21 protein-coding genes and 1 other RNA gene are annotated in these 23,569 nt (G+C 61.1%); 15 read left to right on the top strand and 7 right to left on the bottom strand.

Translation table 11 applies throughout. The features are described from left to right. The first annotated feature begins 3 nt into the window (after window positions 1–3). From ABD919_RS02985 to dgt, 3 genes are all read left to right on the top strand, one after another. A complete protein-coding gene (locus tag ABD919_RS02985; RefSeq protein WP_345233647.1) occupies window positions 4–675 on the top strand; it encodes a DUF1361 domain-containing protein in 672 nt (223 codons plus the stop codon). Between the two features lie 90 nt (window positions 676–765). Further along, window positions 766–3,798, top strand: coding sequence for a M1 family metallopeptidase (locus tag ABD919_RS02980; protein WP_345233645.1), 3,033 nt, complete (start codon window positions 766–768; stop codon window positions 3,796–3,798). 197 nt (window positions 3,799–3,995) lie between these two features. Continuing rightward, on the top strand, window positions 3,996–5,363 hold the full coding sequence (dgt, locus tag ABD919_RS02975; protein ID WP_345233643.1) for a dGTP triphosphohydrolase: 1,368 nt from the start codon (window positions 3,996–3,998) through the stop codon (window positions 5,361–5,363). Window positions 5,364–5,430: 67 nt separating this feature from the next. On the opposite strand, the gene ABD919_RS02970 is transcribed toward dgt, so the two are convergent. The 5 genes from ABD919_RS02970 to guaA all read right to left on the bottom strand — a co-directional run bounded on the left by ABD919_RS02970 (window position 5,431) and on the right by guaA (window position 9,688). Continuing rightward, the gene (locus ABD919_RS02970; RefSeq protein WP_345233641.1) at window positions 5,431–6,150 is read right to left on the bottom strand and encodes a type 1 glutamine amidotransferase; all 720 of its coding nucleotides are present in this window, start codon (window positions 6,148–6,150) and stop codon (window positions 5,431–5,433) included. A gap of 4 nt (window positions 6,151–6,154) precedes the next feature. Next, window positions 6,155–6,901 carry a hypothetical protein gene (locus tag ABD919_RS02965; protein ID WP_345233639.1) on the bottom strand — a complete coding sequence of 249 codons (747 nt, stop codon included), beginning with the start codon at window positions 6,899–6,901 and terminating at the stop codon, window positions 6,155–6,157. A 106-nt stretch (window positions 6,902–7,007) separates the two neighbouring features. After that, window positions 7,008–7,211: a hypothetical protein gene (locus tag ABD919_RS02960; RefSeq protein WP_345233637.1), complete on the bottom strand. Its 204-nt coding sequence runs from the start codon at window positions 7,209–7,211 to the stop codon at window positions 7,008–7,010. A gap of 165 nt (window positions 7,212–7,376) precedes the next feature. Then, window positions 7,377–7,961, bottom strand: coding sequence for a DUF4291 domain-containing protein (locus ABD919_RS02955; RefSeq protein ID WP_345233634.1), 585 nt, complete (start codon window positions 7,959–7,961; stop codon window positions 7,377–7,379). 191 nt (window positions 7,962–8,152) lie between these two features. Next, the gene (guaA, locus tag ABD919_RS02950; RefSeq protein ID WP_345233632.1) at window positions 8,153–9,688 is read right to left on the bottom strand and encodes a glutamine-hydrolyzing GMP synthase; all 1,536 of its coding nucleotides are present in this window, start codon (window positions 9,686–9,688) and stop codon (window positions 8,153–8,155) included. A gap of 278 nt (window positions 9,689–9,966) precedes the next feature. On the opposite strand from guaA, the gene ffs reads away from it, so the two are divergent. The 6 genes from ffs (at window position 9,967) to ABD919_RS02920 (ending at window position 13,422) form a co-directional block, all read left to right on the top strand. Then, window positions 9,967–10,064, top strand: an RNA gene (gene ffs, locus ABD919_RS02945) — signal recognition particle sRNA small type. Window positions 10,065–10,249: 185 nt separating this feature from the next. Continuing rightward, a complete protein-coding gene (gene fsa / locus ABD919_RS02940) occupies window positions 10,250–10,906 on the top strand; it encodes a fructose-6-phosphate aldolase (protein ID WP_345233631.1) in 657 nt (218 codons plus the stop codon). A 96-nt stretch (window positions 10,907–11,002) separates the two neighbouring features. Then, on the top strand, window positions 11,003–11,206 hold the full coding sequence (locus ABD919_RS02935; protein ID WP_345233629.1) for a fructose-6-phosphate aldolase: 204 nt from the start codon (window positions 11,003–11,005) through the stop codon (window positions 11,204–11,206). Between the two features lie 114 nt (window positions 11,207–11,320). Beyond that, window positions 11,321–11,995: a cell division ATP-binding protein FtsE gene (locus ABD919_RS02930; RefSeq protein ID WP_345233627.1), complete on the top strand. Its 675-nt coding sequence runs from the start codon at window positions 11,321–11,323 to the stop codon at window positions 11,993–11,995. Window positions 11,996–12,026: 31 nt separating this feature from the next. Beyond that, entirely contained in the window at window positions 12,027–12,497 is a 471-nt protein-coding gene (locus tag ABD919_RS02925) for a T6SS immunity protein Tdi1 domain-containing protein (protein WP_345233625.1), read from the top strand. Window positions 12,498–12,525: 28 nt separating this feature from the next. Next, the gene (locus ABD919_RS02920; protein ID WP_345233623.1) at window positions 12,526–13,422 is read left to right on the top strand and encodes a glycosyltransferase; all 897 of its coding nucleotides are present in this window, start codon (window positions 12,526–12,528) and stop codon (window positions 13,420–13,422) included. 256 nt (window positions 13,423–13,678) lie between these two features. Here ABD919_RS02920 and ABD919_RS02915 read toward each other — a convergent pair whose 3' ends face one another. Beyond that, the gene (locus ABD919_RS02915) at window positions 13,679–14,554 is read right to left on the bottom strand and encodes a DUF6565 domain-containing protein (RefSeq protein ID WP_345233621.1); all 876 of its coding nucleotides are present in this window, start codon (window positions 14,552–14,554) and stop codon (window positions 13,679–13,681) included. A gap of 180 nt (window positions 14,555–14,734) precedes the next feature. Here ABD919_RS02915 and ABD919_RS02910 point away from each other — a divergent pair, with 180 nt between their 5' ends. The 6 genes from ABD919_RS02910 (at window position 14,735) to ABD919_RS02885 (ending at window position 22,420) form a co-directional block, all read left to right on the top strand. After that, on the top strand, window positions 14,735–15,880 hold the full coding sequence (locus ABD919_RS02910; RefSeq protein WP_345233619.1) for a DegT/DnrJ/EryC1/StrS family aminotransferase: 1,146 nt from the start codon (window positions 14,735–14,737) through the stop codon (window positions 15,878–15,880). 31 nt (window positions 15,881–15,911) lie between these two features. Beyond that, on the top strand, window positions 15,912–16,268 hold the full coding sequence (locus ABD919_RS02905; RefSeq protein ID WP_345233617.1) for a hypothetical protein: 357 nt from the start codon (window positions 15,912–15,914) through the stop codon (window positions 16,266–16,268). Window positions 16,269–16,456: 188 nt separating this feature from the next. Beyond that, window positions 16,457–16,768, top strand: a complete 312-nt coding sequence (locus tag ABD919_RS02900; protein WP_345234059.1) for a type II toxin-antitoxin system HigB family toxin — start codon at window positions 16,457–16,459, stop codon at window positions 16,766–16,768. Next, window positions 16,765–17,121, top strand: coding sequence for a helix-turn-helix domain-containing protein (locus ABD919_RS02895; protein ID WP_345233616.1), 357 nt, complete (start codon window positions 16,765–16,767; stop codon window positions 17,119–17,121). Before ABD919_RS02900 ends, ABD919_RS02895 begins: the two co-directional genes overlap by 4 nt. Beyond that, a complete protein-coding gene (locus ABD919_RS02890) occupies window positions 17,121–18,137 on the top strand; it encodes a Gfo/Idh/MocA family protein (RefSeq protein WP_345233614.1) in 1,017 nt (338 codons plus the stop codon). The genes ABD919_RS02895 and ABD919_RS02890 overlap by 1 nt, the downstream gene beginning before the upstream one ends. A 371-nt stretch (window positions 18,138–18,508) precedes the next feature. Next, a complete protein-coding gene (locus ABD919_RS02885) occupies window positions 18,509–22,420 on the top strand; it encodes an autotransporter outer membrane beta-barrel domain-containing protein (protein ID WP_345233612.1) in 3,912 nt (1,303 codons plus the stop codon). 31 nt (window positions 22,421–22,451) lie between these two features. On the opposite strand, the gene ABD919_RS02880 is transcribed toward ABD919_RS02885, so the two are convergent. After that, a complete protein-coding gene (locus ABD919_RS02880) occupies window positions 22,452–23,411 on the bottom strand; it encodes a DUF3078 domain-containing protein (RefSeq protein WP_345233610.1) in 960 nt (319 codons plus the stop codon). Between the last annotated feature and the right edge of the window lie 158 nt (window positions 23,412–23,569).

The raw sequence follows: 23,569 nt of genomic DNA, 5'->3' as shown, positions 1-23,569 counted from the left end.
TCTATGCTGCTCGCCCCTGCCCTGCCCTTTTCCCGACAGCGCCTCTCCCTGCTGTTTTCTCTGGCCGCTTCCGTAGGCTTAAGCCTGCTGCTGATAGTGGGGCGCGTAATTCTGTCGGGCAACGGCAAGTTTCTGTTTCTGGCCTGGAACCTGTTCCTGGCCCTGATACCCTTTGGCCTGAGTACCCTGCTGGGCGTGAGCAAAGCCCCGCTTAAGGGCCGGCTGCTGCTGCCCGTGGGCTTGGCCTGGCTGCTGTTTTTTCCCAACGCCCCGTACATTCTCACCGACCTGTTTCACCTGCGGGCCCGGCCCGGGGTGCCGCTGTGGTACGACCTGGCCCTAATCCTGAGCTGCGCCTGGAACGGCCTGATGCTGGCTTACGCTTCCCTCACCGACATGCAGCACCTGGTAAACCGGCGCTTTGGCTTCTGGGCCGGCTGGGCCTTTGCGGGTGCTGCCCTTATGCTCAGCAGCTTCGGCATCTACCTGGGCCGCTACCTGCGCTTCAACAGCTGGGATGTGCTGACCAACCCACTCACCCTGTTTTACGACATCATCAGCCGCCTGCTGCACCCCTTCAGCTACCCCGGCACCTGGGGCGTGACGGTGGTGTTCGGCCTGCTGCTGCTCATGGGCTACAGCACCGTGCGGCTGGTAGGCCGCAGCAGCGAGTAAGCCGTGTACGCCGCCAATCCGGCTGCCCGGCCCGCGCCCGGCCTGCATCTGCGGGCCGGGCGCTTTCTTTGTTGGCCACTTAACGATTAAATGAAAAACCTTCTTGCCCTCGGCGTGCTCTGCCTGCTGCCTGGCCTGTCCTTCGCCCAGCAAAAGCCCAAAGCCAAGCCCGCTGCCAAAACCGAGTCTGCCGCCCCACCTGCCGGCCCCTATTTCCAGCAGGATGTCAAATACTCCATCGACGTAGCCCTCGACGACCAGAAGCACGAGCTGACGGGTAAAGAGGAGCTGGTGTACACCAACAACTCGCCCCAGGCCCTGCCCTTTATCTGGTTTCACCTTTGGCCCAACGCCTACCGCGACAACAGCACGGCCTTTGCCAAAGAGCAGCTGCGCCACGGCGAGCGCCAGTTTTACTTTGCCAGCGCCGCCCAGCGCGGCTACATCGACGGCCTGGACTTTAAAGTAAACGGCCAGGCGGCCAAGCTGGAGTTCGACCCCGAAAACCCGGACATTGCCAAGCTGGTCCTGCCCCAGCCCCTGGCCGCGGGCGCCACCATCACCATCAGCACGCCCTTCCACGTGAAGCTGCCCAACTCGTTTTCGCGCATGGGCCACGTGGGGCAAAGCTACCAGGTGACGCAGTGGTACCCCAAGCCGGCGGTGCTCGACCGCCGCGGCTGGCACCCCATGCCCTACCTCAGCCAAGGCGAGTTCTACTCGGAGTTTGGCTCGTTCGACGTCACCATTACCCTGCCCAGCAACTACACCGTGGGGGCCACCGGCGAGCTGCAGAACCCCGACGAGCAGGCCCGCCTGGCTGGCCTGGCCGCGGAGTCGGCCAATAAGAAAACGGCGGCCGACTATGGCGAGGACCTGAGCTTCCCGGCCTCGGCGCCCACCACCAAAACCCTGCGCTACATTCAGGACCGGGTGCACGACTTCGCCTGGTTTGCCGACAAGCGCTTCAACGTGCTCAAGGATGCCGTAACTCTGCCCTCGGGCCGCAAGGTGGACACCTGGGTGCTGTTTACCAACCGCAACCCCGAAGACTGGGTGAAAGGCCTGCAGGACCTCAACGCGGCCATCAGCAATTACTCCAAGTGGGTGGGCGAATACCCCTACGCCGCCGCCACCGCCGTAGATGGCGCCCTGGTAGCCGGGGGCGGCATGGAATACCCTATGGTGACCGTAACGCTGCCCGAAGCCATTGTGCACGAAGCCGGCCACAACTGGTTTTACGGCATCCTGGCCTCCAACGAGCGGGACTTCCCCTGGCTTGATGAGGGCGTTAACACCTACCACCACCTGCGGGTGCAGGAGCTGACCAACCCGGGCGCCGGCATTCTGGCCGAATCCGGCGCGACGCCTAAGATTGTGAAGGCCCTGGGTCTGGAAAACCTGCCCAGCTCGGCTTTCAACCTCGCTCCTTACCAGATTGCCGCCAGCCACGGCGCCGACCAGCCCGTGCAGGGCCCCGGCTCGGCCGCCTACAGCGGCGCCAACTATGGCTCTATTGTGTACTTCAAAACGGCGGCGCTGCTCAAGTACCTGGCCGGCTACCTGGGGCAGGACGTGTTCGACCGCGCCATGCAGGCTTACTACCAGGAGTGGAAGTTCAAGCACCCCTACCCCGAGGATATGCAGGTAGCGTTTGAGCGCAGCACCGGCCAGAAGCTGGGCTGGTTTTTCAAGGAGATGCTCACCAACACCCAGGAGTACAACGCCGACATTGGCGCCATTGCCGTGTTCAACGACGTGGTGAAGGTGCTAGTGGCCACCGACTCGCCCACCCCCTGGGCGGTGCCCGTATCCAGCGTCGATGCCCAGGGCAAGGTGCTGGAAACCCTCTGGACTACGCCCTTTGGCAACACCGAGCCCGACCCGGAGGAGGACGCCACCAGCCAGCTCAACTTCAAGCGCGAAAACGTGGCGGCCATTGTGGTGGATGCCAACTACGTAGCCCCCCAGCTCAACCGCCGCGACGACCGGCTGAAGCTCAGCGGCTCGCTGCCGCGCTGGGAGCCGCTGCGCCTGCGCCCCCTGGTCAGCCTCGAGCGCTGGGATAAAAGCACCCTGAACTGGCTGCCGGTGGCCGGCTACAACACCTCCGATAAGTTTATGCTGGGAGCGGCCTTCTACAACAGCCCGCTCACGCCCAAGAAGATTCAATACCTGGCCATGCCCATGTATGCCTTCGGCTCCAACGAGCTCAACGGCATCGGCTCTATCCAGCTCAACGTGCTGCCCGGCCGCTTCGCCCGCCGCGTCATCACGGCCGCCACGGTGCAGCGCTTCGAGCGCTACCTCAAGTTTGAGCCTTCTCTTACCCTGAAGCTGCCCCACCGCGGCTTCTACCGCCAGCAGCACGAGGTGGGCGTTTCGGTGACTTCGGTGAAAAACGAAGACTTCAACCGCACCAGTAGCGTGCAAACCCTGGAGTACCGCCTGCGCGGCGGCAACAGCGTGCACAGCTGGGGCGGCCACCTCGAGCTAAACCGCTTGGTGGGCGACGACACCGAAACCGGTACCGGCAGCCAGGCTACGCTGCTGCGCGCGGCTTTAAACTATCAGCGCTACTACAGCCCCAAAAACAAGATTTATGTGCGCCTGTTCGCGGGCAGCTTCCTGCAGAAAAACAACCAGCAGGAGTTCTACATGGGCCTGAGCAACTCGCTCGACTACCGCCGCCAGACCGCCTTCCTCGACCGGCAGGAGTCCTCACCGGCCCTGGCCGCTTTCCGCCACCAGACCGACGACCGGGATGGGGCGTTCAAAGCCTTCCTCCCGGTGCTGAGCAACAATTGGCTGACCACGCTGAACGTGAAAGCCGACGTACCCAAGCTGCCCCTGGCGGTATTCGCCGACTTCGGCCTGGGCTCGGTGCGCGATTTGAGTGCTCCCAACTTTCCCATCCAAACCGAGACCCGCAGCTACTACGATGCGGGCCTGACGGTGCCGCTGTTCCGAGAACTCCTGGAATTCTACATCCCCGTAGTAGGCTCCCAGTTTGGCAACGGCTTGCCAAACAGCCGGCAGCAGTTCACCGACAACATCCGCTTCGTGCTGCGCCTCAACAACCTCAGCCCCTTCCGCCTGCTGGACGAGCAGATAGCGAAATAGCTTTCTGCAGACGCTTTTCACTACTTCACCTGCTATCCCAGCGCCTGTACAGGCCGTTTCTTTGCCTTTCACGCAGGGTTTCGCAGTAGCCGTTCATCGGTTAGAACGACAGCGTGAAAGTCCGCGGTAGCAGTGTACCAGCACCGTGGAGTTCCCAGAATCAACTCATAATTCATAATTCTTAACTCATAACTCTCATGCAATGGCCCAAGCTGCTGTCGCAGCGCCGCTTTCCCGACCAGCAGCTGGCTTCCACCGCCGCCGCGCCGGTGCGCGGGGCCTTTGTGCAGGACTACGACCGGGTGGTGTTCAGCTCGGCCTTCCGGCGGCTGCAGCGCAAAACCCAGGTGATGCCCCTGCCCGAAACCGACTTCGTGCACACCCGCCTCACGCATTCGCTGGAAACGGCCGTGGTGGGCCGCTCCCTGGGTAGGCTGGCCGCCCGCCACCTGCTGGAAGCCGATGCGGAGCTGGCCGCTGCCCTGCCCAACCTCGACCAGGACTGCGGCGACATTGTGGCTGCCGCCTGCCTTTCCCACGACATTGGCAACCCGCCCTTTGGCCACTCCGGCGAAGACGCCATCAGCTCCTACTTTGCCTCGTCGGCGGCCGCGCCCTACCTGGCCCGCCTCACGCCGGCGGAGGTGGCCGACCTGCAGCACTTCGAAGGCAACGCCGCCGGCTTCCGCATTCTGACGCACACCTACGCGGCCCACAGCAGCGGCACGGCCGGCCTGGGCCTCACCTACGCCACCCTAGGCGCTTTCACCAAGTACCCCCGCCCCAGCCTGGTGCCGGGTGCCGCCCGCGTGGGCGGCGCTTCCGAAAAGAAGTATGGCCACTTCCAGACCGAGAGCGCCCGCTTCCGCCACGTAGCCGCCGAGCTGGGTTTGCTGGCTAAGGACGAGGCCAGCGGCTTCTACCACCGCCACCCCCTGGCCTTCCTGGTAGAGGCCGCCGACGACCTGTGCTACCGCATTATCGACTTTGAGGACGGCCTCAAGCTGGGTCTTATCGAGCCCCAGGCCGGACTGGGCCTGCTGAAGAAAATGCTCAACGACCCGCCCGGCCGCGTGGGCAGCGTGCAGTGGTACGACTGGCGCGAAGAGCTGGGCTACGTGCGTGCCCGCCTCATCGGCAAGCTGGTGGCTGAGGCCGCTGGCTTATTCGCCCTACATGCCCCGGCCATCATGGCCGGCACCTACGACCAGCCGCTTATCAAGGAGCTCAGCTGCTGGACCGACCTGCAGGAGGTGCAGCGCCTGAGCATTGAGAAGCTCTACCGCAGCCGCCCCGTGCTGGAGATTGAAGCCGCCGGCTTTGAAGTTCTCGGCGGCCTGCTCGACGCCTTTCTCTGCGCCATCTTCGACGAAAGCCGGGGCCACCGCAGCCGCAAGCTGCTGCTGCTCCTGCCCGAGCAGTTCCGCGCCGAAGGCCAGCAGGCCGACGTATCCGATTACGAGAAAATCCTGCTGCTAACGGATTTCGTGGCCGGCATGACCGACCAGAACGCGCTGAGCCTGTACAAGACGATTAAGGGAATTGAGTTGCCGAAAGGCTTCTAGTTTAGTTAAAAGTGAAGAGTTAAAAGTTAAAAAGCAGAACGGCTTTTTAACTTTTAACTCTTCACTTTTAACTTCCTTTCTCTTCCTCAAACAGCGCCACCATATTGGCCAGCAGCTGCTCCAGCAGCACCCGCCCCTTCCACACCGATTTCAACTTTTCCCTAATCTGACCGGCGGTTTGTACGAACTCCTGCTCTTCGGCTTGCTCGTGCCCTTCGTTTAGCATGAGCTGCTCCGCCATTTCTCGTGTCATCTCGGGGTGAAACTGCAGGCCGATGATGCCATCGCCCCACACAAAGCCCTGGGTGGCACAGCCGGCCGACATGCCCACGCGCTGGGCGCCCGGCGGCACCGTAAACGTGTCCTGATGCCAGTGCAGCACCAGCGCCTTTTCGGGCCAGCCGCGCAGCAGCGGATGCTCCAGCACGCGGCTGGAAAAGCGCACCGTCCAGAAGCCAATTTCCGGCTCGGGGTTGGGCTTCACCTCGCCGCCCAGGGCCTGGGCCAGCAGCTGGGCGCCCAGGCAGATGCCCAGCGTGAATTTGCCGGCCCGCAGCGTTTCCCTTAAGAAGGCTTTTTCATCGAGCAGCCAGGGAAATTCGGCTTCGTCGTGTACGCTCATGGCCCCGCCCAGCACCAGCAGCCCATCGAACTCGCTGAGCCTGGGGAATACGGGGTTGGGTTCATACAGGCGGGTATAGCTCAGCGAATGACCATGGGCCGCCAGCCAGTCGGCGGCTTGGCCGGGCCCTTCGTCGGGCAGGTGTTGGAGGCAGTGCCAGCGCATACTCTTAGCGTAAGTCGTCAAATTCCAGGTATATACTTTGCTCCAGACGCAAACCCGGCGCCGCATGGCCTTTAATCCCGGCCGGGGCCTTGAGCGGCGCAGGCCCACCGGCAGCGGCTTCCCAGCTCACCAGTCCTTGCGCTTTTAATTGCTCTGTTAGCTTTCCCTTGGGTACCGTCACCCGCAGCACCTGGTCGTAGCCCGGCTGGCCGGCGATGCGGTGGGCCAGAAACTGCTCCTGCGCATTGCCCAGCAGCAAATAGGCAGGATGTGTCGGGGGCGCTTCCTGAGGGTTCAGCTGCCGGAAGTAAAGCACCTTTTTGATGTGCACTTCCACGTTTTCGACTATTGCCGTACCGCCCCGCTCGAAGTGGCCCCGGTACAGACTGGCCCGAAATGGATGGGGCTTTGCCACCATAGCCGGCAGCACAAACTTCTCCGGCTCCAGGGTGTACAACGCTTCCTGCGGATACGCCCGCCGGCTGGTTTGGTACGTTTTCAGCGTTGCGGAATCCAGCTCCAGCTCCAGCCATACCTGGTAGTCGTGCGGCCGGTTAAACATGGGCAGGTGCGAGGCAAATACCTGCTGCGTGCCCACCAGCAGCATGCCGTGGGTGGCCGGAGGGTCGGGCGCCATTTTCACAGTACCAGCAGAATGAGGACTGTGCTGCCCGCATGCAGCCGTGGCGGCCAAAGCCAGCAGGCCGGCCACTAGGCTCAGCCGCTTTACCCGTAAGGGGTTGAAAAGCATTCGTCAGAAAGACAAGCTTGGGATTGCCAATAATCGGCACCGCGGCAAAGGTACGGCCACCCCGTTAATCGCACTACGCTGCCATGCCAGCGTCGAGGACTCGTCTTTAGCCTGGGTTGAGGTAGATACCTGCCAGCAGGTAAATCAGCAGTGCCCCACTCACCAGGTTAACGCCAAATATCAGCCAGCGCACCCAGCGCTGCCAGGCCGGCCGCCCCGCCAGCAACTTTTGCCGGGGAAAGGTTACCCACAGGCTGAACAGCACCAGCAGCGTAATGGCAAGCGGAAGCAAGGCAGTTGAAAGGGACATTGGAAAGCAAGAAACCAGGAGCGCCCCGCAAATGAAAGCGCGGTAGGAGCAACTTAGAATGCAGCAAGGACAAATCCGCTAGCTATGAAGTTCGCGGAGCACCTATAGAAGCGGCCTTTCCTGGGAAAGCCGGCCAGCATGTATGTTGATTACCAACCATTTTCCTCAGGCAGTATGGGAATCGAGGCCAACTGTGAGCGCCACTGATGGATTGGCGGGCACATAAATCCTTTCCTGTGGAATAATAAGCTGCTCCAGCAGCCGCTTGTCAACGTGCTGCCTTTGCGCCTGCACAAAATCGGTTATATCCTCAATCAGCCGCACCTGCTGTTTGCCAAACCGCTCCAGGACGTCTCCTTTCAGCCCAAGCTGAATGGCCCTTCGGTTGAGCTTGGCGCCGTAGGGGCTGTGGTCGGGGTCCCACTGCAAGCGCACTGCCTTGCTAGCCAAGTCCTTCTTCCACTCGCCTTCGCTGGCATAGTTGCCGGCCGTGAAGGTGGAGAAGGCAGCCTGCCCCAGAATTTCATCAAAGGCCGTTTTATCGAGCCAAAGCGCCAGTACCCGCTCCTGATTTTCCTTGCTGGCCCAGCCGCAGCGGTACATCATCCAAAGAAAGTTGGGCTTAATCCACGACATTCGCCCGTAGTTAAAGTCCGGCCCACCCAGGAGCTGGTTTGCCACTGCATAGGCGGCAATGGCTGGCTTATAAGCCTGATATACCACCAGCTGCGTCTCCGTTTGATGCGCCATAATGTGACGTCCAGCAGCCGGAAATGCGCGTTGTGCTGCCTCGTAAAGCTCTGTTTTTATCTGCATTGTCAACTTTAAAAAAATTACCCCACTCAATTAATTGAGTGGGGTAACGAAATCGTCCACAAAATCCGATTAATCCGTTAAATCCGTGTCAAACGAAGTTCGGCGTAGCCAATCCGTGGTTCAGACTACTCCCACTCAATGGTCGCCGGCGGCTTGGAGCTGATGTCGTACACCACGCGGTTGATGCCGCGCACCTGGTTGATAATCTTATTGCTGACCTCGGCCAGGAACTCATAGGGCAGGTGGGCCCAGTCGGCCGTCATGCCATCTACGCTGGTTACGGCGCGCAGGGCTACCACCCGCTCGTAGGTACGCTCGTCGCCCATCACGCCCACGCTCTGCACGGGCAGCAGCATAGCGCCGGCCTGCCACACGTGCTGGTATAAATCATGCTGCTTTAGCAGGTTGATAAACACGGCGTCGGCCCGCTGCAGCAGGTCTACTTTCTCGGGGGTGATGTCGCCCAGGATGCGGATGCCCAGGCCGGGGCCGGGGAAGGGGTGGCGGTTGAGGATTTCGCCGGGCAGGCCCAGCGTGGCACCCACCTCGCGCACCTCGTCCTTGAACAGCATGCGCAGGGGCTCCACCACCTTCAGGTGCATCTTCTCGGGCAGGCCGCCCACGTTGTGGTGGCTTTTGATGGTTACGGCCGGCCCTTTCACCGACACCGACTCGATAACGTCGGGGTAAATGGTGCCCTGGGCCAGCCAGGCGGCACCCTCCACCTTGTGGGCCTCGCGGTCGAACACCTCGATAAAGGTGCGGCCAATGGCTTTGCGCTTGGCCTCCGGGTCGCTCAGGCCTTCCAGGGCTTTATAGAACTCCGGGGCGGCGGCCACGCCGGTCACGTTCAGGCCCAGGCCCTCGTAGGCTTGCAGCACCGCGGCAAACTCGTCTTTGCGCAGCAGGCCATTATCCACGAAGATGCCGTGCAGGCGCGGGCCGATGGCGCGGTGCAGCAGCAGGGCCGCCACGCTGGAATCGACGCCGCCCGAGAGGCCCAGGATTACCTGGTCGGTTTCGCCGATGGTGTTGCGCAGGGCTTCCACGGCCGAGTCGACGAAGTGCTCCGGCGTCCAGCTTTGGTCGCAGCCGCAGATTTCCACTACGAAGTTGCGCAGCAGCTGCTTGCCCTCGGTAGAGTGCGTTACCTCGGGATGGAACTGAATGCCGTAGGTAGGCTGCCCGGCAATGTGGAAGGCAGCTACTGCCACTTCGGGCGTGCTGGCGATGATGTTGTAGCCCGCGGGCAGCGTCTTAATCGTGTCGCCGTGCGACATCCACACCTGCGACTCCACGTGCATGCCTGCCAGCAGCGGCGCGCTGTGGTCCAGCTCGGCGAGGCGGGCGCGGCCATATTCGCGGATGGTAGCCGGCAGCACTTCGCCCCCGCCCTGGTAGGCCAGCAGCTGGGCCCCGTAGCACACGCCCAGCACCGGCACCCGGCCCAGGATATGGCTCAGGTCAGGATTGGGGGCCCCGTCTTCCCGCACCGAGCACGGCGAGCCGGAAAGAATAACGCCCCGAATATCGTCGCTGATGACGAGGTTCGGGGCGTGGGTGAAGGGGTGGATTTCGCAAAACACGTGCAATTCGCGAATGCGCCGGGCTATCAACTGGGTGTATTGAGAGCCGAAATCAAGAATGATAAGTCGTTCCATGCCGCAAAGCTAATCACTGATTTAGGCTGATTGTGTTGATTTCACTGATTATATCCGCACCTGCTGCCCCGGCCTGAATGGCAATGCCGGGCAAACGCTGCGGAAGTATCCGGCAAAGCACATCTCAGCCAAACTCACTTCCCTCCTCTTCCAAACATCGCTTCCCCCGGCCCAACAGACTATCAGAAAATCAGCGCAATCAAAAAAATCAGCGCCCATCAGCGATAATAAAGAGGGGAATTTGCGCCGGATTCGCGGAATTCCTGCTTACCTTTGCAGCGGCGAGTCAGAACGACCAGCTCCTGCTGAACTCCCCCAGGACCGGAAGGTAGCAAGGGTAAGCGGTTGTAGCGGTGCGATTTTGGCTCGCTTTTTTTTGCCTTTTCCCGTCGGCCCCGACGCTGCCCCGCTCCGCTTTTGGCGGCTTCGTGAGTAGCTTTGGGGCCGATTCTTTTTCTGGGGACTTAGGTCTTGGGGTCTAAGGAACTTGGTTTTCGCCATTGTCCTTGCAGAACCCAATTCTTCCAAGTCCCTAAGACCCTAAGTCCCCAAGACCCAATTATGAAATTCTTCATTGACACCGCCAACCTCAACGACATCCGCGAAGCTGTAGAGCTGGGCGTACTCGACGGCGTTACCACCAACCCCTCGCTGATGGCCAAGGAAGGCATCAAAGGCCTCGACAACGTGATGGCCCACTACCGGCAGATTTGCGAGCTGGTGGATGGCGACGTATCAGCCGAGGTTATTGCCACCGAGTACGAGGAGATGATTCGCGAAGGCGAGGCCCTGGCTGAGCTGCACCCCAACATCGTGGTGAAGGTGCCCATGATTAAGGACGGCGTGAAGGCCATCAAGTACTTCTCCGACAAAGGCATCAAAACCAACTGCACGCTGATTTTCACCGCCGGGCAGGCCCTGCTGGCCGCCAAAGCCGGTGCTACCTACGTGTCGCCCTTCGTGGGCCGCCTCGACGACATCGGGCACGACGGCCTGCAGCTGGTGGAGCAGATTGTACAGATTTTCAGCAACTACGGCTACCCCACCGAAGTGCTGGCCGCCTCCCTGCGCCACGTACCCCACCTGATTCAGTGCGCCGAAATCGGCGCCGACGTGGTAACCTGCCCGCTGAGCGTCATCACCGGCCTGCTCAACCACCCCCTCACCGACAAAGGCCTGGCCACCTTCCTGGCCGACCACAAGCGGGTAAACGCCTAGTGTGGAATTATGAGTTATGAGTTATGAATTATTTGACCGGCTAATGGCGCGAACAATTCATAACTCATAACTCATAACTCATAACTCCCTTCAACCGTGTACATCATCAAGGTAAAAGGCAAGGCCAAGATTCCGGACTACATTCAGCTGCGCGACGAGCAGTTTGTGCTGATTGCCTATTTCCGGGCCGACCGGCCGCTGAAGGACCTGCACCGCTACGGGCTGGAAGGCAAGGAAACGGAGCTGGCTGCGGTAATTGCGGGCCTGGAGTTTGGCAAGCTGCAGCCCCTGGCTATCTAACTCCGGCTTTCAGCCGGGATGCTACCGCGCGGGCTGGTCTGCCTAGTATTTGCCTGACGCCGTGCCCCGCTTCCCCATCGTTCAACGATTCCCCAACACAACGTTGGCGCTACTATGTCTGAACCCGTAATTGAGCTGCACGATGCCGTGATAATGCAGGAGCAGCCTGTGTTGCAGGGCGTGTCGTTTACGCTGGAAAAGGGCGAGTTTGCCTACCTGGTGGGCCGCACGGGCTCCGGCAAGTCGTCGCTGCTGAAGACGCTGTACGCCGACCTGCCCCTGCAGCAGGGCGTGGGCACCGTGGCGGGCTTTGCCCTGCCCAAGCTGGCCCCGGCCAAAATCCCCTTTTTGCGCCGCCGCCTGGGCATCATCTTCCAGGATTTTCAGCTGCTCTCCGACCGTACCGTGGGCGAAAACCTGATGTTTGTGCTCAACGCCACGGGCTGGACAGGCAAGGCGCGCAAGCAGCAGCGCATCAGCGACGTGCTGGCCCGTGTAGGCCTGGCCGCGGCCACCAACCGCATGCCCCACCGCCTCTCCGGCGGGGAGCAGCAGCGCGTAGTTATTGCCCGCGCCATGCTCAACGAGCCCGTGCTGCTGCTGGCCGATGAGCCCACCGGCAACCTCGACCCGGAAGTGTCGGACAGCATCATGCAGCTGTTTGCCGAAATCAATAACGCCGGCACGTCCATTCTAATGGCCACCCACAACTTCCAGCTGCTGGAAAAATATCCGCACCGCGTGTTTACCTGCAAAGACGGGCAGCTGCTGGATTCGGGGCGGCGGTAGAAATGTAAGTTAGCAAGTCGTTCTGGCCCACATGGAGGACCTCTCGCACTATCTTATTCAAACTGAGCTGGTAGATACCACTAAAGTATTGTCCACGTGGAATTGGCTCATACAGAGCGACAAAGCCATTGCGGCTTTAACTAAGATGGGAGATGCAGTGCTGATTGATAACAGCAACAATCTATACCATTTGGATACAGGCTTAGGGGAATTATACTTGCTTGGTCAGGACCGTTATCAGTTTCTGGATGGCACCCTTAACCCAGATGTTTATGAGGATATCCTCTCCCTGAGACTTGTCGACGAATTAGAAGCAGCCAATAAATACCTTGAGACGAATCAAGTTTATCCCTTTTATCAATTACCTCTGATGGGAGGCGCTTACGCAGCTGACAATATTTATTGCCTGGATATTTATGAGCATTTTGGCTTGACAGGTGAAATTCATTTGCAGCTATCAGGCTTGCCCGATGGAACAGAGGTCATCTTAAAAACAGAATAGGATAAAACAGCTGTGGCAGGCCTGATAAATGGAGCATATTGATGGGTTATCCATATTAATTCCGGTTTATAATCGGTTGGTTGGTCTTTTAATTAACCAATTAATTAACCAAGCAACCGACTGGCCTGGCCCGGTAGAAATCCGGCTGCTTGACGATGGCTCGGCCGAGGAGTACCGCCGCCAGAACCGTTCACTGGCCGAGCGCCAGAACGTAATTTACCAAGAGCACACCCAGAACGTTGGCCGCGCCGCCATTCGCAACCAGCTGGCTCAGGCTGCAAAATATGAGTGGCTGCTGCTGCTCGACAACGACAGCCTGCTGCCCGACGCGCAGTTTCTGGCCCGCTACGCCGCCGCCCGGGAGAAGGCGTCCGTGCTTATCGGCGGCACCTGCTACGAAGCTGCTCCCCCGCCCGACCCGGCCTTGCACCTGCGCTGGCGGTACGGGCAGGCCCGGGAGGCCCGGCCGGCAGCTACCCGGCAAACCGTGCCTTACGCGCAGCTTACCATTAACAACGCCCTGCTGCGGGCCGAGGTGCTGCACCGCTACCCGTTGGATGAGCGCCTGACCGGCTACGGACACGAAGACACCAAATTTGGAGTGGAGCTGGCTGCCGGTCGGGTGTCGGTATTACACGTCGACAACCCCGTGCTGCACGACGGGCTGGAACCGGCCGCCACTTTCCTCGCCAAAAGCGAGCAGGCGGTGCGCAACCTGGCCCGGGTGTACCAGGAAGACGGGCTCGGAACGGAGTCGCGGCTGCTGCAAACGGCACTACGGCTGCGCCGCCTGGGCCTGGCGCCGGTAGCCCGCGCCAGCCTGAAGCTGCTGGCGCCTTCCCTGCGCCGTAACTTACTATCAGCCCAACCCAGCTTACGCCAGCTCGACTTGCTGAAGCTACACTGGCTGCTGCCGCTGTTATAAAACCAAACTACCGGCCCCCGACTTTGCGTCCAGGACCGGTAGTTTGGTTTGCGGTGGTTATTACTTGGGCGAATGAGTGGTGCCATGGCAAAAGAGCATGGCACCGCTTCGTTAGCTTAACAGGCTGTTAGTGCGGTTTCGCCTTTCGTGTACGCCGCTCAGGAGCGCGGACTATTAAACCGCGAGCTCGCTAATTCGGGCGCACTCGCGGAGTAACAGTCCGCGCTATGTACGGCAACCCCGAAACGGCTCTGAATTAGTCGTTATCCTTGTCGTCTTTGCCGTCGAAGACGTCTTTCACGGCGCCGCCCACTTTCTTGCCGGCATTGGCTGCCCCGCGCCCTACATCTTTGCCGGCCTCCTTCACGTCGGAAGCGGTATTGCTCACGGCCCGGCCCACTTTACTGCGCTCGTCGGCGGTTTCGGCTTTCAGCTCCTGGGCTTCGCCACTAACGGCATCAGCGCCCTGGCCGGCGCGGATTTTGGTTTTGTCCCAGGACTTGAAGGCAGCATACTTCAGCTTCTCTTTCTGGATTTCGGCCAGGTCTTTGGCGGAGATGTCGCCTTTCACCTTGTCGTAGGCCTCGTCCAGCGCCCGCCATTCGGAGTTGATGTTGCGCCAGTCGTTGATGTCGTAGCGCTCCTGGTTTTGCTTGACGTTGCGGATAAACTGCTCATAGGTGCTGCGGGCGTTGGCAGCCGTAAGTTGACCGGCCGGGTTGCTGGGCTTGTAATACTGGCCCAGGGTCATCTCGCCGCTGCTCAGGCGGCGGTTCCAGGCGGCGGTGCGCTTGTCGTAGGCGGTGGTATAGCGGGTGCGCAGGGCCTCGATTTCCTGGCGGCGGGCATCATCGTACCGGTCGTTGTATTTCTCTACGGCAGCCAGGCGGGTATCATAATCAGCCTTCATGCGGGTATTGGCTTCGTCGTAGTCGGCCTCCACGTCACTGTCGAATTTCTCGGCATTGGTTTCCGTATTGGTCACAAACGTCTGAAAGTCGTTGTAGGCCCGGTCGCTTTCCGATGCTGTTTCCTGGCGGTCGGCCTGCGAGCAGCCGGTAGTGGTGAAGGTGGCGCCAGTCAGGAGCAGGGCCGCAGCCAGCGCATTGAGGGTGAGCGAGTTTTTAAACATGGCGAAAGGGGTAAGCGGGTAAATAAAAGAAAGACAATAGGGATACTATTGTCTTTTTCATAACGGCGGAGTCTGTGCCGGGGTTATTTCCTGACCTAAAAGGGCCATGCGCTGCTGCGCCTGGCAAGGAAACGGCGCTCTATCTTTGAGGCTGGCCTTTTGCAGCATTTTATCTTATCCGTGTCTATTCTTCCGGCACCTTCCTCTCCTATTCAGCTATTGGACCTGGTGGCCGAGCACGCCGCCCTGCAGCCCGCCCTCGACGAGGCCCTGCGCGGGGTACTGAGCGAGGGTGCCTTCATTCAGGGCCCGGCCGTGGCACTGTTTGCGGCCGAGCTGAGTGAGTACCTGGGTGGCGCTCACGTAATACCCTGTGCCAATGGCACCGACGCCCTCACCCTGGCCCTGATGAGCCTGGAGCTGCCCGCCGGGGCCGAGGTCATCGTGCCGGCCTTTACCTACGTGGCCACCCTGGAAGCCGCGGCCCTGCTGGGCTTGCAGCCCGTGCTGGTGGATGTGGAGCCGGCTACGTTCGCCGTTGACATGCAGGCGCTGGAAGCGGCTGTTACGCCGCGTACCGGCGCCATTGTGGTGGTGCACCTGTTTGGGCAGTGCGCGGGGCTGGAGCAGGTGGTGGCCCTGGCTGCCCGGCTCGGCATCCCGCTGATTGAAGACAACGCCCAGGCCATTGGCGCCACCTACCGCTTTGCCAGCGGCGAAACGGTTGCTGCCGGCACGGCGGGCGCGGTGGGCACAACCTCGTTTTTCCCGTCCAAAAACCTGGGGGCCCTGGGCGACGGCGGCGCCCTGTTTACCCGCGACGCGGCGCGGGCTACGCTCCTGCAGCAGCTGGCCAACCACGGCCAGAGCCGCAAGTACTACCACCAGCGCATCGGCTTGAACTCCCGGCTGGATACCCTGCAGGCGGCCCTGCTGCGGGTGAAGCTGGGCAGGCTTGCCGCCAATACCGCCGCCCGCCAGGCTGTGGCCACTCGCTACGACGCCGCCTTAGCGGGCCTTGCCGGCCTTGAAATTCCGGCCCGCGACCCGCGCAGCACCCATGTTTTTCACCAGTACACCATTAAGCTCACGGAGGCCGGGCGGCGCGATGAGCTTAAAAGCCACCTGCAGCGCTGCGGCGTGCCCACCATGATTTACTACCCCCTGCCGGTACACCTGCAGCCAGCCTATGCCTACCTGGGCTATGCGGCGGGGCAGTTCCCGGTGGCCGAGCGTCTGTGCGGGCAGGTGCTGTCGCTGCCCATTCACCCGCTGCTGACGGGTGAGCAGCAGGCGTACATTATTGGCTTAGTCAGTAAGTTTTAACGGCGGTTTTTCCGCATGATACTTAAGGCGCATGCAAAGCTGGTATTACTTCCGGGAGGGAAAGTTTTTAAGCCTTCAGCTACTGGGAGTGATGATATTGCTGGTCGTCAGTGGCCGGGTATACTACAACGGCTACTTTGCACCCCGACTTCCCATATACTCGCGGGAATGGTATTCCGAGGGCCATTACTTATTCTTTGCTATTTCGATGGCCTTCCTTGTTTACAGCTTGGCATTCTGCTTCTGGCATTTTAGAAATCTGAAGCAGCGCATTCAAGGGCTACCGACCTCAGCTAATGCCACCGCTGCATTAGTACTGGGCTCGTTGCCAATTCTTTTCCTTGGTGCAGTTTCCCTTTTGACAGAATTGGCCGCTGGCTCAATGTGAGGCTTTGCCAGTGGCAGGTAGTTTACCGCCTAGCTTTGCCCTTATCCAATGCCTGTGTTTAGTTTATGGGGGCATCCTGCATTCGGCAGCGTGGGCTAAGTCAGCCGTTGAACCCCCGCCAGTAAGGCAAACAGAGTCGAGACAACTTCTATCTTTGTTCACTATAGGTGAACTTTGCAATTACTTCGGTGTTCAACATTATCAACCGGCGCACATTGCTGGCTTACTGCCGCCAGTATCCGGCTGCCGCGGTGGCCCTGCAGCAATGGTACGCCGAAATGCTGTACCAGGAGTTTGCCAATTTCAACCAATTAAAGGCAGTTTATGCATCTGCCAGCCTGATTGGCGACGACCGGGTGGTGTTCAACATCATGGGCAATAATTATCGGTTGGTGGTGCGATTTGTGTTTGCTTATAAAACCATTCTGTTGAAATGGTTTGGCACCCACCGCGAATACGACCAGGTCGACGTTGCCACCGTTCAGTTCCGTCCCTTATGAAACTACGTCCCATCAAATCGGAAGAGCAATACGACCAGCTGCTGCAATGGCTGGATACACAATTCGACCAGCAGGTGCCCCCGGATAGCCCGGAAGGCGAAACCATTCAAATGGCGCTGTTACTGGTGAAAGCCTATGAGGATGAGCATTACCCCATTCCAACGCCCGACCCCATTGCTGCCATTCAGCTCAAGATGGCTGAGCAAGGCTTGAAGCCTAAGGACTTAGTGGGCCATATTGGCAGCAAAAGCTACGTGTCGGCCGTGCTGAACCGGCGGAAGCCGCTTACCCTGGCCATGGCCCGCTTCTTCCACCATACCTTGCACATTCCCGCGAGTGTGCTGCTTTCCTAGTGAGTGCCGTTCGCTTCGCCATCTGTGGCGTGGGCCACATTGGCCGCCGCCATGCCGCACTGGTGTCGCGCCACCCCGGCGCCCAGCTGGTTGCGCTGATTGATGTGCGCCCCGAGCTGCAGGACGGATTTGCTCAGGAGTTTCCCGGTGTACCCTTCTTTCCCTCCCTGGAGGACTACCTGCAGCATGGCCCGGCGGCCGATGTGCTGACCGTGGCCACGCCCAACGGCCTGCACGCCCCGCAGGCCATTGCCGGGCTGCGTCATGGCTTGCACGTAGTAGTAGAAAAGCCTATTGCCCTGCGCAAAGCCGATGCCGAAGCCATTGTGCACACGGCCCTGCAAACCGGGCGGCTGGTGTTTGGGGTGATGCAGAACCGCTACTCCCCGCCGGCCGCCTGGCTCAAGCAGGTGGTGGACGAAGGCCGCCTGGGGCGCATTTTTCTGGTGCAGCTCAGCTGCTTCTGGAACCGCGACGCCCGCTACTACCAGCCCGGCGGCTGGAAAGGCACGCAAGCACTCGACGGCGGCACGCTATTCACCCAGTTCAGCCATTTTGTGGACCTCCTTTACTGGGTGTTTGGCGACATTACCAACATTTCGGCCCGCTTCCGCGACTTCACGCACGAGGGCCTCACCGAGTTTGAAGACAGCGGCCTGGTCACCTTCGACCTGCTGCGCGGGGGCAGCGGCAGCCTCAGCTACAGCACTGCGGTATGGGACCGCAACCTGGAAAGCTCCCTGACGGTGGTAGCCGAGCACGGCTCCCTGAAAATCGGCGGGCAGTACCTGGACCAGGTTGAGTATTGCCACCTGAAAGATTATACCCTGCCAGCGCTGGCCCCCACCAACCCCGCCAACGACTACGGCCCCTATCAGGGTTCGGCAGCTAACCATGTGCAAGTCATTGAGAACGTGGTAGACACTGTTCAGCAACGTAGCTATGCTACCACCAATGCCCTGGAAGGCATGAAGGTGGTGGAGATAATAGAGCGGATATATGCGCTTAGAGCGTAAAGCCATCAGCAAATAGGCGTTCACGCCGACCGCAGTGAAGCACCTGTCCCGCGTAAGAATGGCCAAACCACTACTGGCTTATGCGATAAAGTAAACCGGATAATGGGACAGCTCGACTCACTGCGCTACCCTGGCTGACCCGCCCGATGCAACGAGCCTGCCCTCCCGGCAGGCTCGTTTTGCTATTAACTGACCGCTGGCTAAGGCAATGGCTTATTCCCTGCCAGCAGTGCCCAGATGCATCTGCAACGCATCACCCGCGGGTTATCACATTATCATGTGATACACATTTTTTTCAATTTGTTCTAGCAAAGATTACATTTGAAGCAGGATATTCTTAGGAATGTCATCACTTCATAACTGCTTCTGCTATGCAACAAAACTTACTTCTTTTCCTGCTTTTCTTACTTGGGCTGCCGCTTGCCCAGCTCAGGGCCCAGAGCGTGGGCGTAGGCACCACCGCCCCCGACGCCAGCGCCGCCCTTGATGTAGTAGCTACCGACAAAGGTGCCCTGCTGCCCCGCCTTGCCGAGGCAGCCCGCACCAGCATGGCTACGCCGGCCCCGGGCCTGATTGTGTACCAGACCAACGGCAGCCAGCCCGGCTTCTGGTACAATGCCGGCGGCACGGGCGTAGCGCCTTCGCCCGCCGTGAACTGGGTGCGCCTCACCGACTCCCAGGGCGTGAGCTACGACCCGGTGACGGGCCTGCAGGTGGGGCCCGGTCCCGTGGCGGGGCCCACCGGGGGCACGGTAGGCAACTTTTCGGGGGGCACGAGCAGCGCACTGCCCTTTTCGGGCGCCGTGCCCGATGGCCGTGCAGTTTACCTGTACCAGGCGAGCAGCCTGCTGGCGGCGGGCGTAACGGCCGGGCCCATTACCATGCTCGAGCTCTTCGTGCGCACTAAAAGCAGCACTGCGCCATACCTTAACTTCACCGTGAAGCTGGGCCTCACCACCGCCAGCAGCGTGAGCAGCTTTCCCAGCGGCCTTACCACCGTGTATACCGGCACCTACAACACTGTGCCCGGCTGGAATGCCATTACGTTGAGCACGCCCTTTGTATGGGACGGCAGCAGCAACCTGTACCTGGAAACGTGCTACGACAACAGCGTGGGTTCGGCGCATGACCAGACTTCTAACTTCACTGTGCTCTACAATGGGGCGCTGGGCTTTGCCGACACGGGCAACGTCACGCCCGGCTGTGCCCTCACCAGCGGGGGAGTCGTTACCCCCCTTCCTACCCGCATTCCCATTCTGCGGCTGACGCAGACAGCGGCGGCCTCCTACACCCTGCCGGCCACCGGCGGCACCGCCGGCCAGATACTGGTACAGCAAGCCAACGGTACCGCCCAGTGGACCGACCAGCTCTGGCTGCAGAACAACACCAGCATCTTCCGCAGCCAGGGCAACGTGGGCATTGGCACCACTGGCCCCCTCAACCGGCTTAGCATCTCTCCCAACGACGTAGAGTCCAAAATCACGCTCTGGGACGGCGGCAGCACGGTTAGCCACTACGGCTTTGGCGTGAGCGGCTCCCAGCTCAACTACCACATCGACATTCCCAACTCCAGCCACGTATTCTGGGCGGGCGGCAAAAACGGCGACGGCGCCGAGCTGATGCGCATTCGCGGCAACGGCCGCGTGGGCATCGGGCTGAGCAATCCGCAGCAGCAGCTGCACGTGTATGGCACCGGCCCGGTTACCAAAATCCGCATTCAGAACTCTAACACCGGCGGCGGCTACGGGCCGGCAGCAGTGGAATTCTGGAGCGACCCGCCCGGCTCCGGCGGCGAGTGGCGGCCGGGCATGATACGCTCGACCGACCAGGCAACGGGCACTTACACCGGTGGGTTGGCTTTCTACGTCAACGGCGCGGGCTATGCCGCGCGCCAAGACTCCATTGAGGTAATGCGCCTGACCCAGAACCGGGTGGGCATTGGAACAAAAACGCCCTCCTCCCACTTCGAAGTCGTCAACGACGGCGGTGGCAATGGCGGCGCCGATGATATTGTACTGCGCTCTTACGGCCCCAGCGTGGCGCCGGGCCTGTCGCTGGGCGCCGCTCATGGCACCGCCGCTGCCCCCAGCAACCTGCTGCGCGACGACTTCATGGGGGAAATCGGCTTTACCGGCCGCGCCAACAACAACTGGCTGGGCTTTACCTCAGCGGGCATGTACTCCTTTTACAAAGGCAATGGCCTGACGGCGGCCTCCGAGCTGTGGCTGAAAACCAGCGGCGCCGCGCAGGTGCTGCTCGACTCGGCCGGGCGCATGGGCCTGGGCCTGTACCCGGCTCACCGCCTGCACGTGCAGGGCGCCATCGCCGCCAACACCAACCAGGGCATTATCCTCGACGCCCAGGACCGGCCCATCATCACCCGGGGCTGGAACCCCTTCACGTCGGGCAACTACGCGGGCCTGGGGCGCTGGGGTCTGTTCATGGAGCCCAACACCCTCACTTTCGGAGTTCCCACTGTGGCCAACCGGCAGTTTCAGTGGGCTACCTATAACGACAATTCCACCATCGACAACCGCCTGATGACCCTGACCCAGTCTGGCTTTCTGGGGTTGGGGACGCCCACGCCCGGTACCCGGCTCGACATTGTGAGCGACGACCTGGGCGGGGGCGGCACCGACGACGTGCTGCTGCGCTCCTACAGCGCCGCGGCCAGCCCCGCCATCGGCATCCGCCGCTACCGCGGCACCCGCGCCGCGCCCCTGGGCCTGCAAGCGGGCGACGTAATGGGCACCTTCGGCTTCAGCGGCCTGATTAATGGCAACGAGAACTTCTTCCGCCTCTCGGGCATGGATGGCTACTACCGCGGCGACGGCACCACCTTCCTCTCCGACCTGCGCCTGTTTACCAGCAACACCGAGCGTATCCGCATCGAAGCCGACGGCCGCGTGGGCATCAACAACGTACTACCTAGCCACCAGCTCGACGTTAATGGCAACATCAACGGCAGCCGGCTGTACCTGGGCAACACCCCGGCCCTGTTTTACGGCACAGGCTCTAACACCAATGCCTTCGTCGGCACGGGCAGCCTGGCCAGCGAAACCAACTCGGGCGCCTTCAATCTGGCGGTGGGCTACACGGCGGGTGCCGCCCTGGGCAGCGGCAATGGCAACACCCTGCTCGGCGGGGCCGCGGGCCAATCAAATCCCGGGGCCAGCAACGTGACAGCCGTCGGCCGCCTGGCCCTGAACGGCCTCAACAACGCGGCAGCCAATAACAATACCAGCGTAGGCGCCTATTCTGGCGGCTTCGTTTCCAGCGGTGCCAACAACACCTTTGTAGGTTACGGCGCCGACTTGTCTTCTGCCACCCAGCGCAGCAACGCCACGGCCATCGGTTACCAGGCCAAGGTGAATGCCGACAATGCCCTGGTGCTGGGCGGCACCGGCGCCAATGCCGTCCGCGTCGGCATCGGCCTCACGGCGCCCACGCACCGCCTCCATATAGTGGCCACCGAAGCGGTGGAACGGGGCGTGTCGGCCGAAAATACCTACGTAGGCAACTTCGACACCCGCGGCGTCTTTGGCCGGGCCGTGAACAACCCCGGCTATGGCTACGGCGGCTACTTTGAAGGCGGGTATATGGGGGTACGGGCCGAAGCGCAGGCCACTTCCTACAACTCCGCCTCCTACGCTGTTTCGGCCCAGGCCAGTGGAACGGCCGGCTCGCACTATGCGCTGTACGGCAACGCCAGCGGGGGCTCCTCGTCGTACGGCCTGTGGGCCACGGCCACCGGCGCCACCACCAACTGGGCCGGCTACTTCCAGGGCAACGTGCAGGTAGTGGGCACGCTCAGCAAATCGGCCGGCACCTTCCGCATCGACCACCCCCAGGACCCCGAGAACAAGTACCTCATTCACTCCTTCGTGGAAAGTCCCGACATGATGAACGTCTACAATGGCAACGTCGTCACCGATGCCCAGGGCAACGCCACCGTGTCGCTGCCGACTTACTTCGAGGCCGAAAACAAGGACTTCAAGTACCAGCTCACCGTTATCGGCCAGTTTGCCCAGGCCATCGTCGGCCAGGAAATCCGGAACAACCAGTTTGTGGTGCGCACCGACAAGCCCGGCGTCAAGGTCAGCTGGCAGGTGACGGGCGTGCGCAACGACAAGTACGCCCAGCAGAACCGCATCGTGGACGTGGTTGAGAAAACCGGCCCCGACAAAGGCAAGTACCTCAACCCCGAGCTCTACGGACGGCCCGCCAGCGAAGGCATCGGCGCCGCGCCGACGGAGCGGAAAGGCGCTGCGGTCGGCAAATAGCCCGGTAAAGGCCCCTCTCAACGACGGGCCTTTACTTTTTCTCGTCTGCGAAGTTCTGGAAGGCGTAGGCGATGCCCAGCGTCAGCCCCTGGCTGTACTGAATGGCGTTGTCCTGGTCAAAATCATAGAGCGCGATGCCGTTTACTGACACGTTCACGTACTTGCCCACCCTGGCCGTCAGGCCTACATCCAGGCGGTGGTCGATTTCGCGGCCGTTGAGGTTGCGGTAGTTGGCAAACAGCAGGTAGCGCGCCTTGAGGTTGACGCTGGGGCTGAGGTTTTTGTTGGCCTCGGCCAGAATCTGGGCGGCCAGTACTTCCCAGCGCGTGCTGTGGCCCAGGTTTACGCCGTAGGGCGTGTCGCCCAGCACCTCCACAAACCGCTCGGCGCGGTTTACCACCGTGAGGCGGGGCGCGAAAGGTGACAGGCGCACATGAAACCAGTCCGCGGGCCGGTACTCAAAGCCATAGGCGGCGGTGAGAAAGGCCGGGGCGAAAAAGTCGGACGCCAGCCGGGCCCGCTCATCGCCGTTGGCGGCTTTATCATACTTGTAGCCGGGGGCAAACTGCGACAGCAGGTTCAGCGACACGAACATGTCCCAGTGCTCGCTCATGTGCCAGCCGTACTTGGTGTCGATGTACAGCCGGTCTTGCCCCTTGCGGTAGCCCAGGCCCTTGGTCTGGGTGAAGGCAAACAGGAAGTCGGCTTCGTTGTCGAAGGAATGCCCCCCGCTGCGGCGGTTGGCCCGCAGGTTGAGCAGGGAGTTGAAGCCGATGCTGTTGACGCCCCCGCCGCGCCAGTTGTCGCTGAGCAGCGACTCGTTGATGCCCAGCCCCGCCTTACCCGACTTGCGCCACAGCGGCGGGGGTAGCGGCGCGGGTGCCTCCGCGGCCGGCTCGGCGGGAAGGGTGGTGGGAACGGGGGTGGTTTGTGCCAAAGTGGCAGCAGCCAGCAATAGCAAGGGTAAGAGCAGGGTGTAGCGAAAGTGCATAGGCTGGAATTGAGAGCGACAAAATACGGGGCTACCGCCGCGCTTTCGCAGTTACGTATTTTTTGACTTCCGGTAAGCGCACTCAGCCACCCTTGCTCGCACGAATGCGTGGCCCACAGCCCAGGCAACGCACCTTGCCGGCCGTTTTTTTGTTGCTC

The organism is Hymenobacter saemangeumensis, from assembly GCF_039541835.1.
Taxonomy (GTDB): Bacteria; Bacteroidota; Bacteroidia; order Cytophagales; family Hymenobacteraceae; genus Hymenobacter; species Hymenobacter saemangeumensis.
This window is presented reverse-complemented; position numbering and strand designations above follow the sequence as displayed.

Bases quoted from the DNA above. Each gene is read 5' to 3' on its own strand.
- guaA (WP_345233632.1), bottom strand. From the start codon at position 9,688: ATGGAACGACTTATCATTCTTGATTTCGGCTCTCAATACACCCAGTTG.
- ABD919_RS02920 (WP_345233623.1), top strand. From the start codon at position 12,526: ATGGAGCATATTGATGGGTTATCCATATTAATTCCGGTTTATAATCGG.
- ABD919_RS02980 (WP_345233645.1), top strand. From the start codon at position 766: ATGAAAAACCTTCTTGCCCTCGGCGTGCTCTGCCTGCTGCCTGGCCTG.
- ABD919_RS02925 (WP_345233625.1), top strand. From the start codon at position 12,027: ATGGAGGACCTCTCGCACTATCTTATTCAAACTGAGCTGGTAGATACC.
- ABD919_RS02960 (WP_345233637.1), bottom strand. From the start codon at position 7,211: ATGTCCCTTTCAACTGCCTTGCTTCCGCTTGCCATTACGCTGCTGGTG.
- ABD919_RS02970 (WP_345233641.1), bottom strand. From the start codon at position 6,150: ATGCGCTGGCACTGCCTCCAACACCTGCCCGACGAAGGGCCCGGCCAA.
- ABD919_RS02985 (WP_345233647.1), top strand. From the start codon at position 4: ATGCTGCTCGCCCCTGCCCTGCCCTTTTCCCGACAGCGCCTCTCCCTG.
- fsa (WP_345233631.1), top strand. From the start codon at position 10,250: ATGAAATTCTTCATTGACACCGCCAACCTCAACGACATCCGCGAAGCT.
- ABD919_RS02930 (WP_345233627.1), top strand. From the start codon at position 11,321: ATGTCTGAACCCGTAATTGAGCTGCACGATGCCGTGATAATGCAGGAG.
- ABD919_RS02905 (WP_345233617.1), top strand. From the start codon at position 15,912: ATGCAAAGCTGGTATTACTTCCGGGAGGGAAAGTTTTTAAGCCTTCAG.
- ABD919_RS02965 (WP_345233639.1), bottom strand. From the start codon at position 6,901: ATGCTTTTCAACCCCTTACGGGTAAAGCGGCTGAGCCTAGTGGCCGGC.
- ABD919_RS02895 (WP_345233616.1), top strand. From the start codon at position 16,765: ATGAAACTACGTCCCATCAAATCGGAAGAGCAATACGACCAGCTGCTG.
- ABD919_RS02880 (WP_345233610.1), bottom strand. From the start codon at position 23,411: ATGCACTTTCGCTACACCCTGCTCTTACCCTTGCTATTGCTGGCTGCT.
- ABD919_RS02915 (WP_345233621.1), bottom strand. From the start codon at position 14,554: ATGTTTAAAAACTCGCTCACCCTCAATGCGCTGGCTGCGGCCCTGCTC.
- ABD919_RS02885 (WP_345233612.1), top strand. From the start codon at position 18,509: ATGCAACAAAACTTACTTCTTTTCCTGCTTTTCTTACTTGGGCTGCCG.
- dgt (WP_345233643.1), top strand. From the start codon at position 3,996: ATGCAATGGCCCAAGCTGCTGTCGCAGCGCCGCTTTCCCGACCAGCAG.
- ABD919_RS02955 (WP_345233634.1), bottom strand. From the start codon at position 7,961: ATGGCGCATCAAACGGAGACGCAGCTGGTGGTATATCAGGCTTATAAG.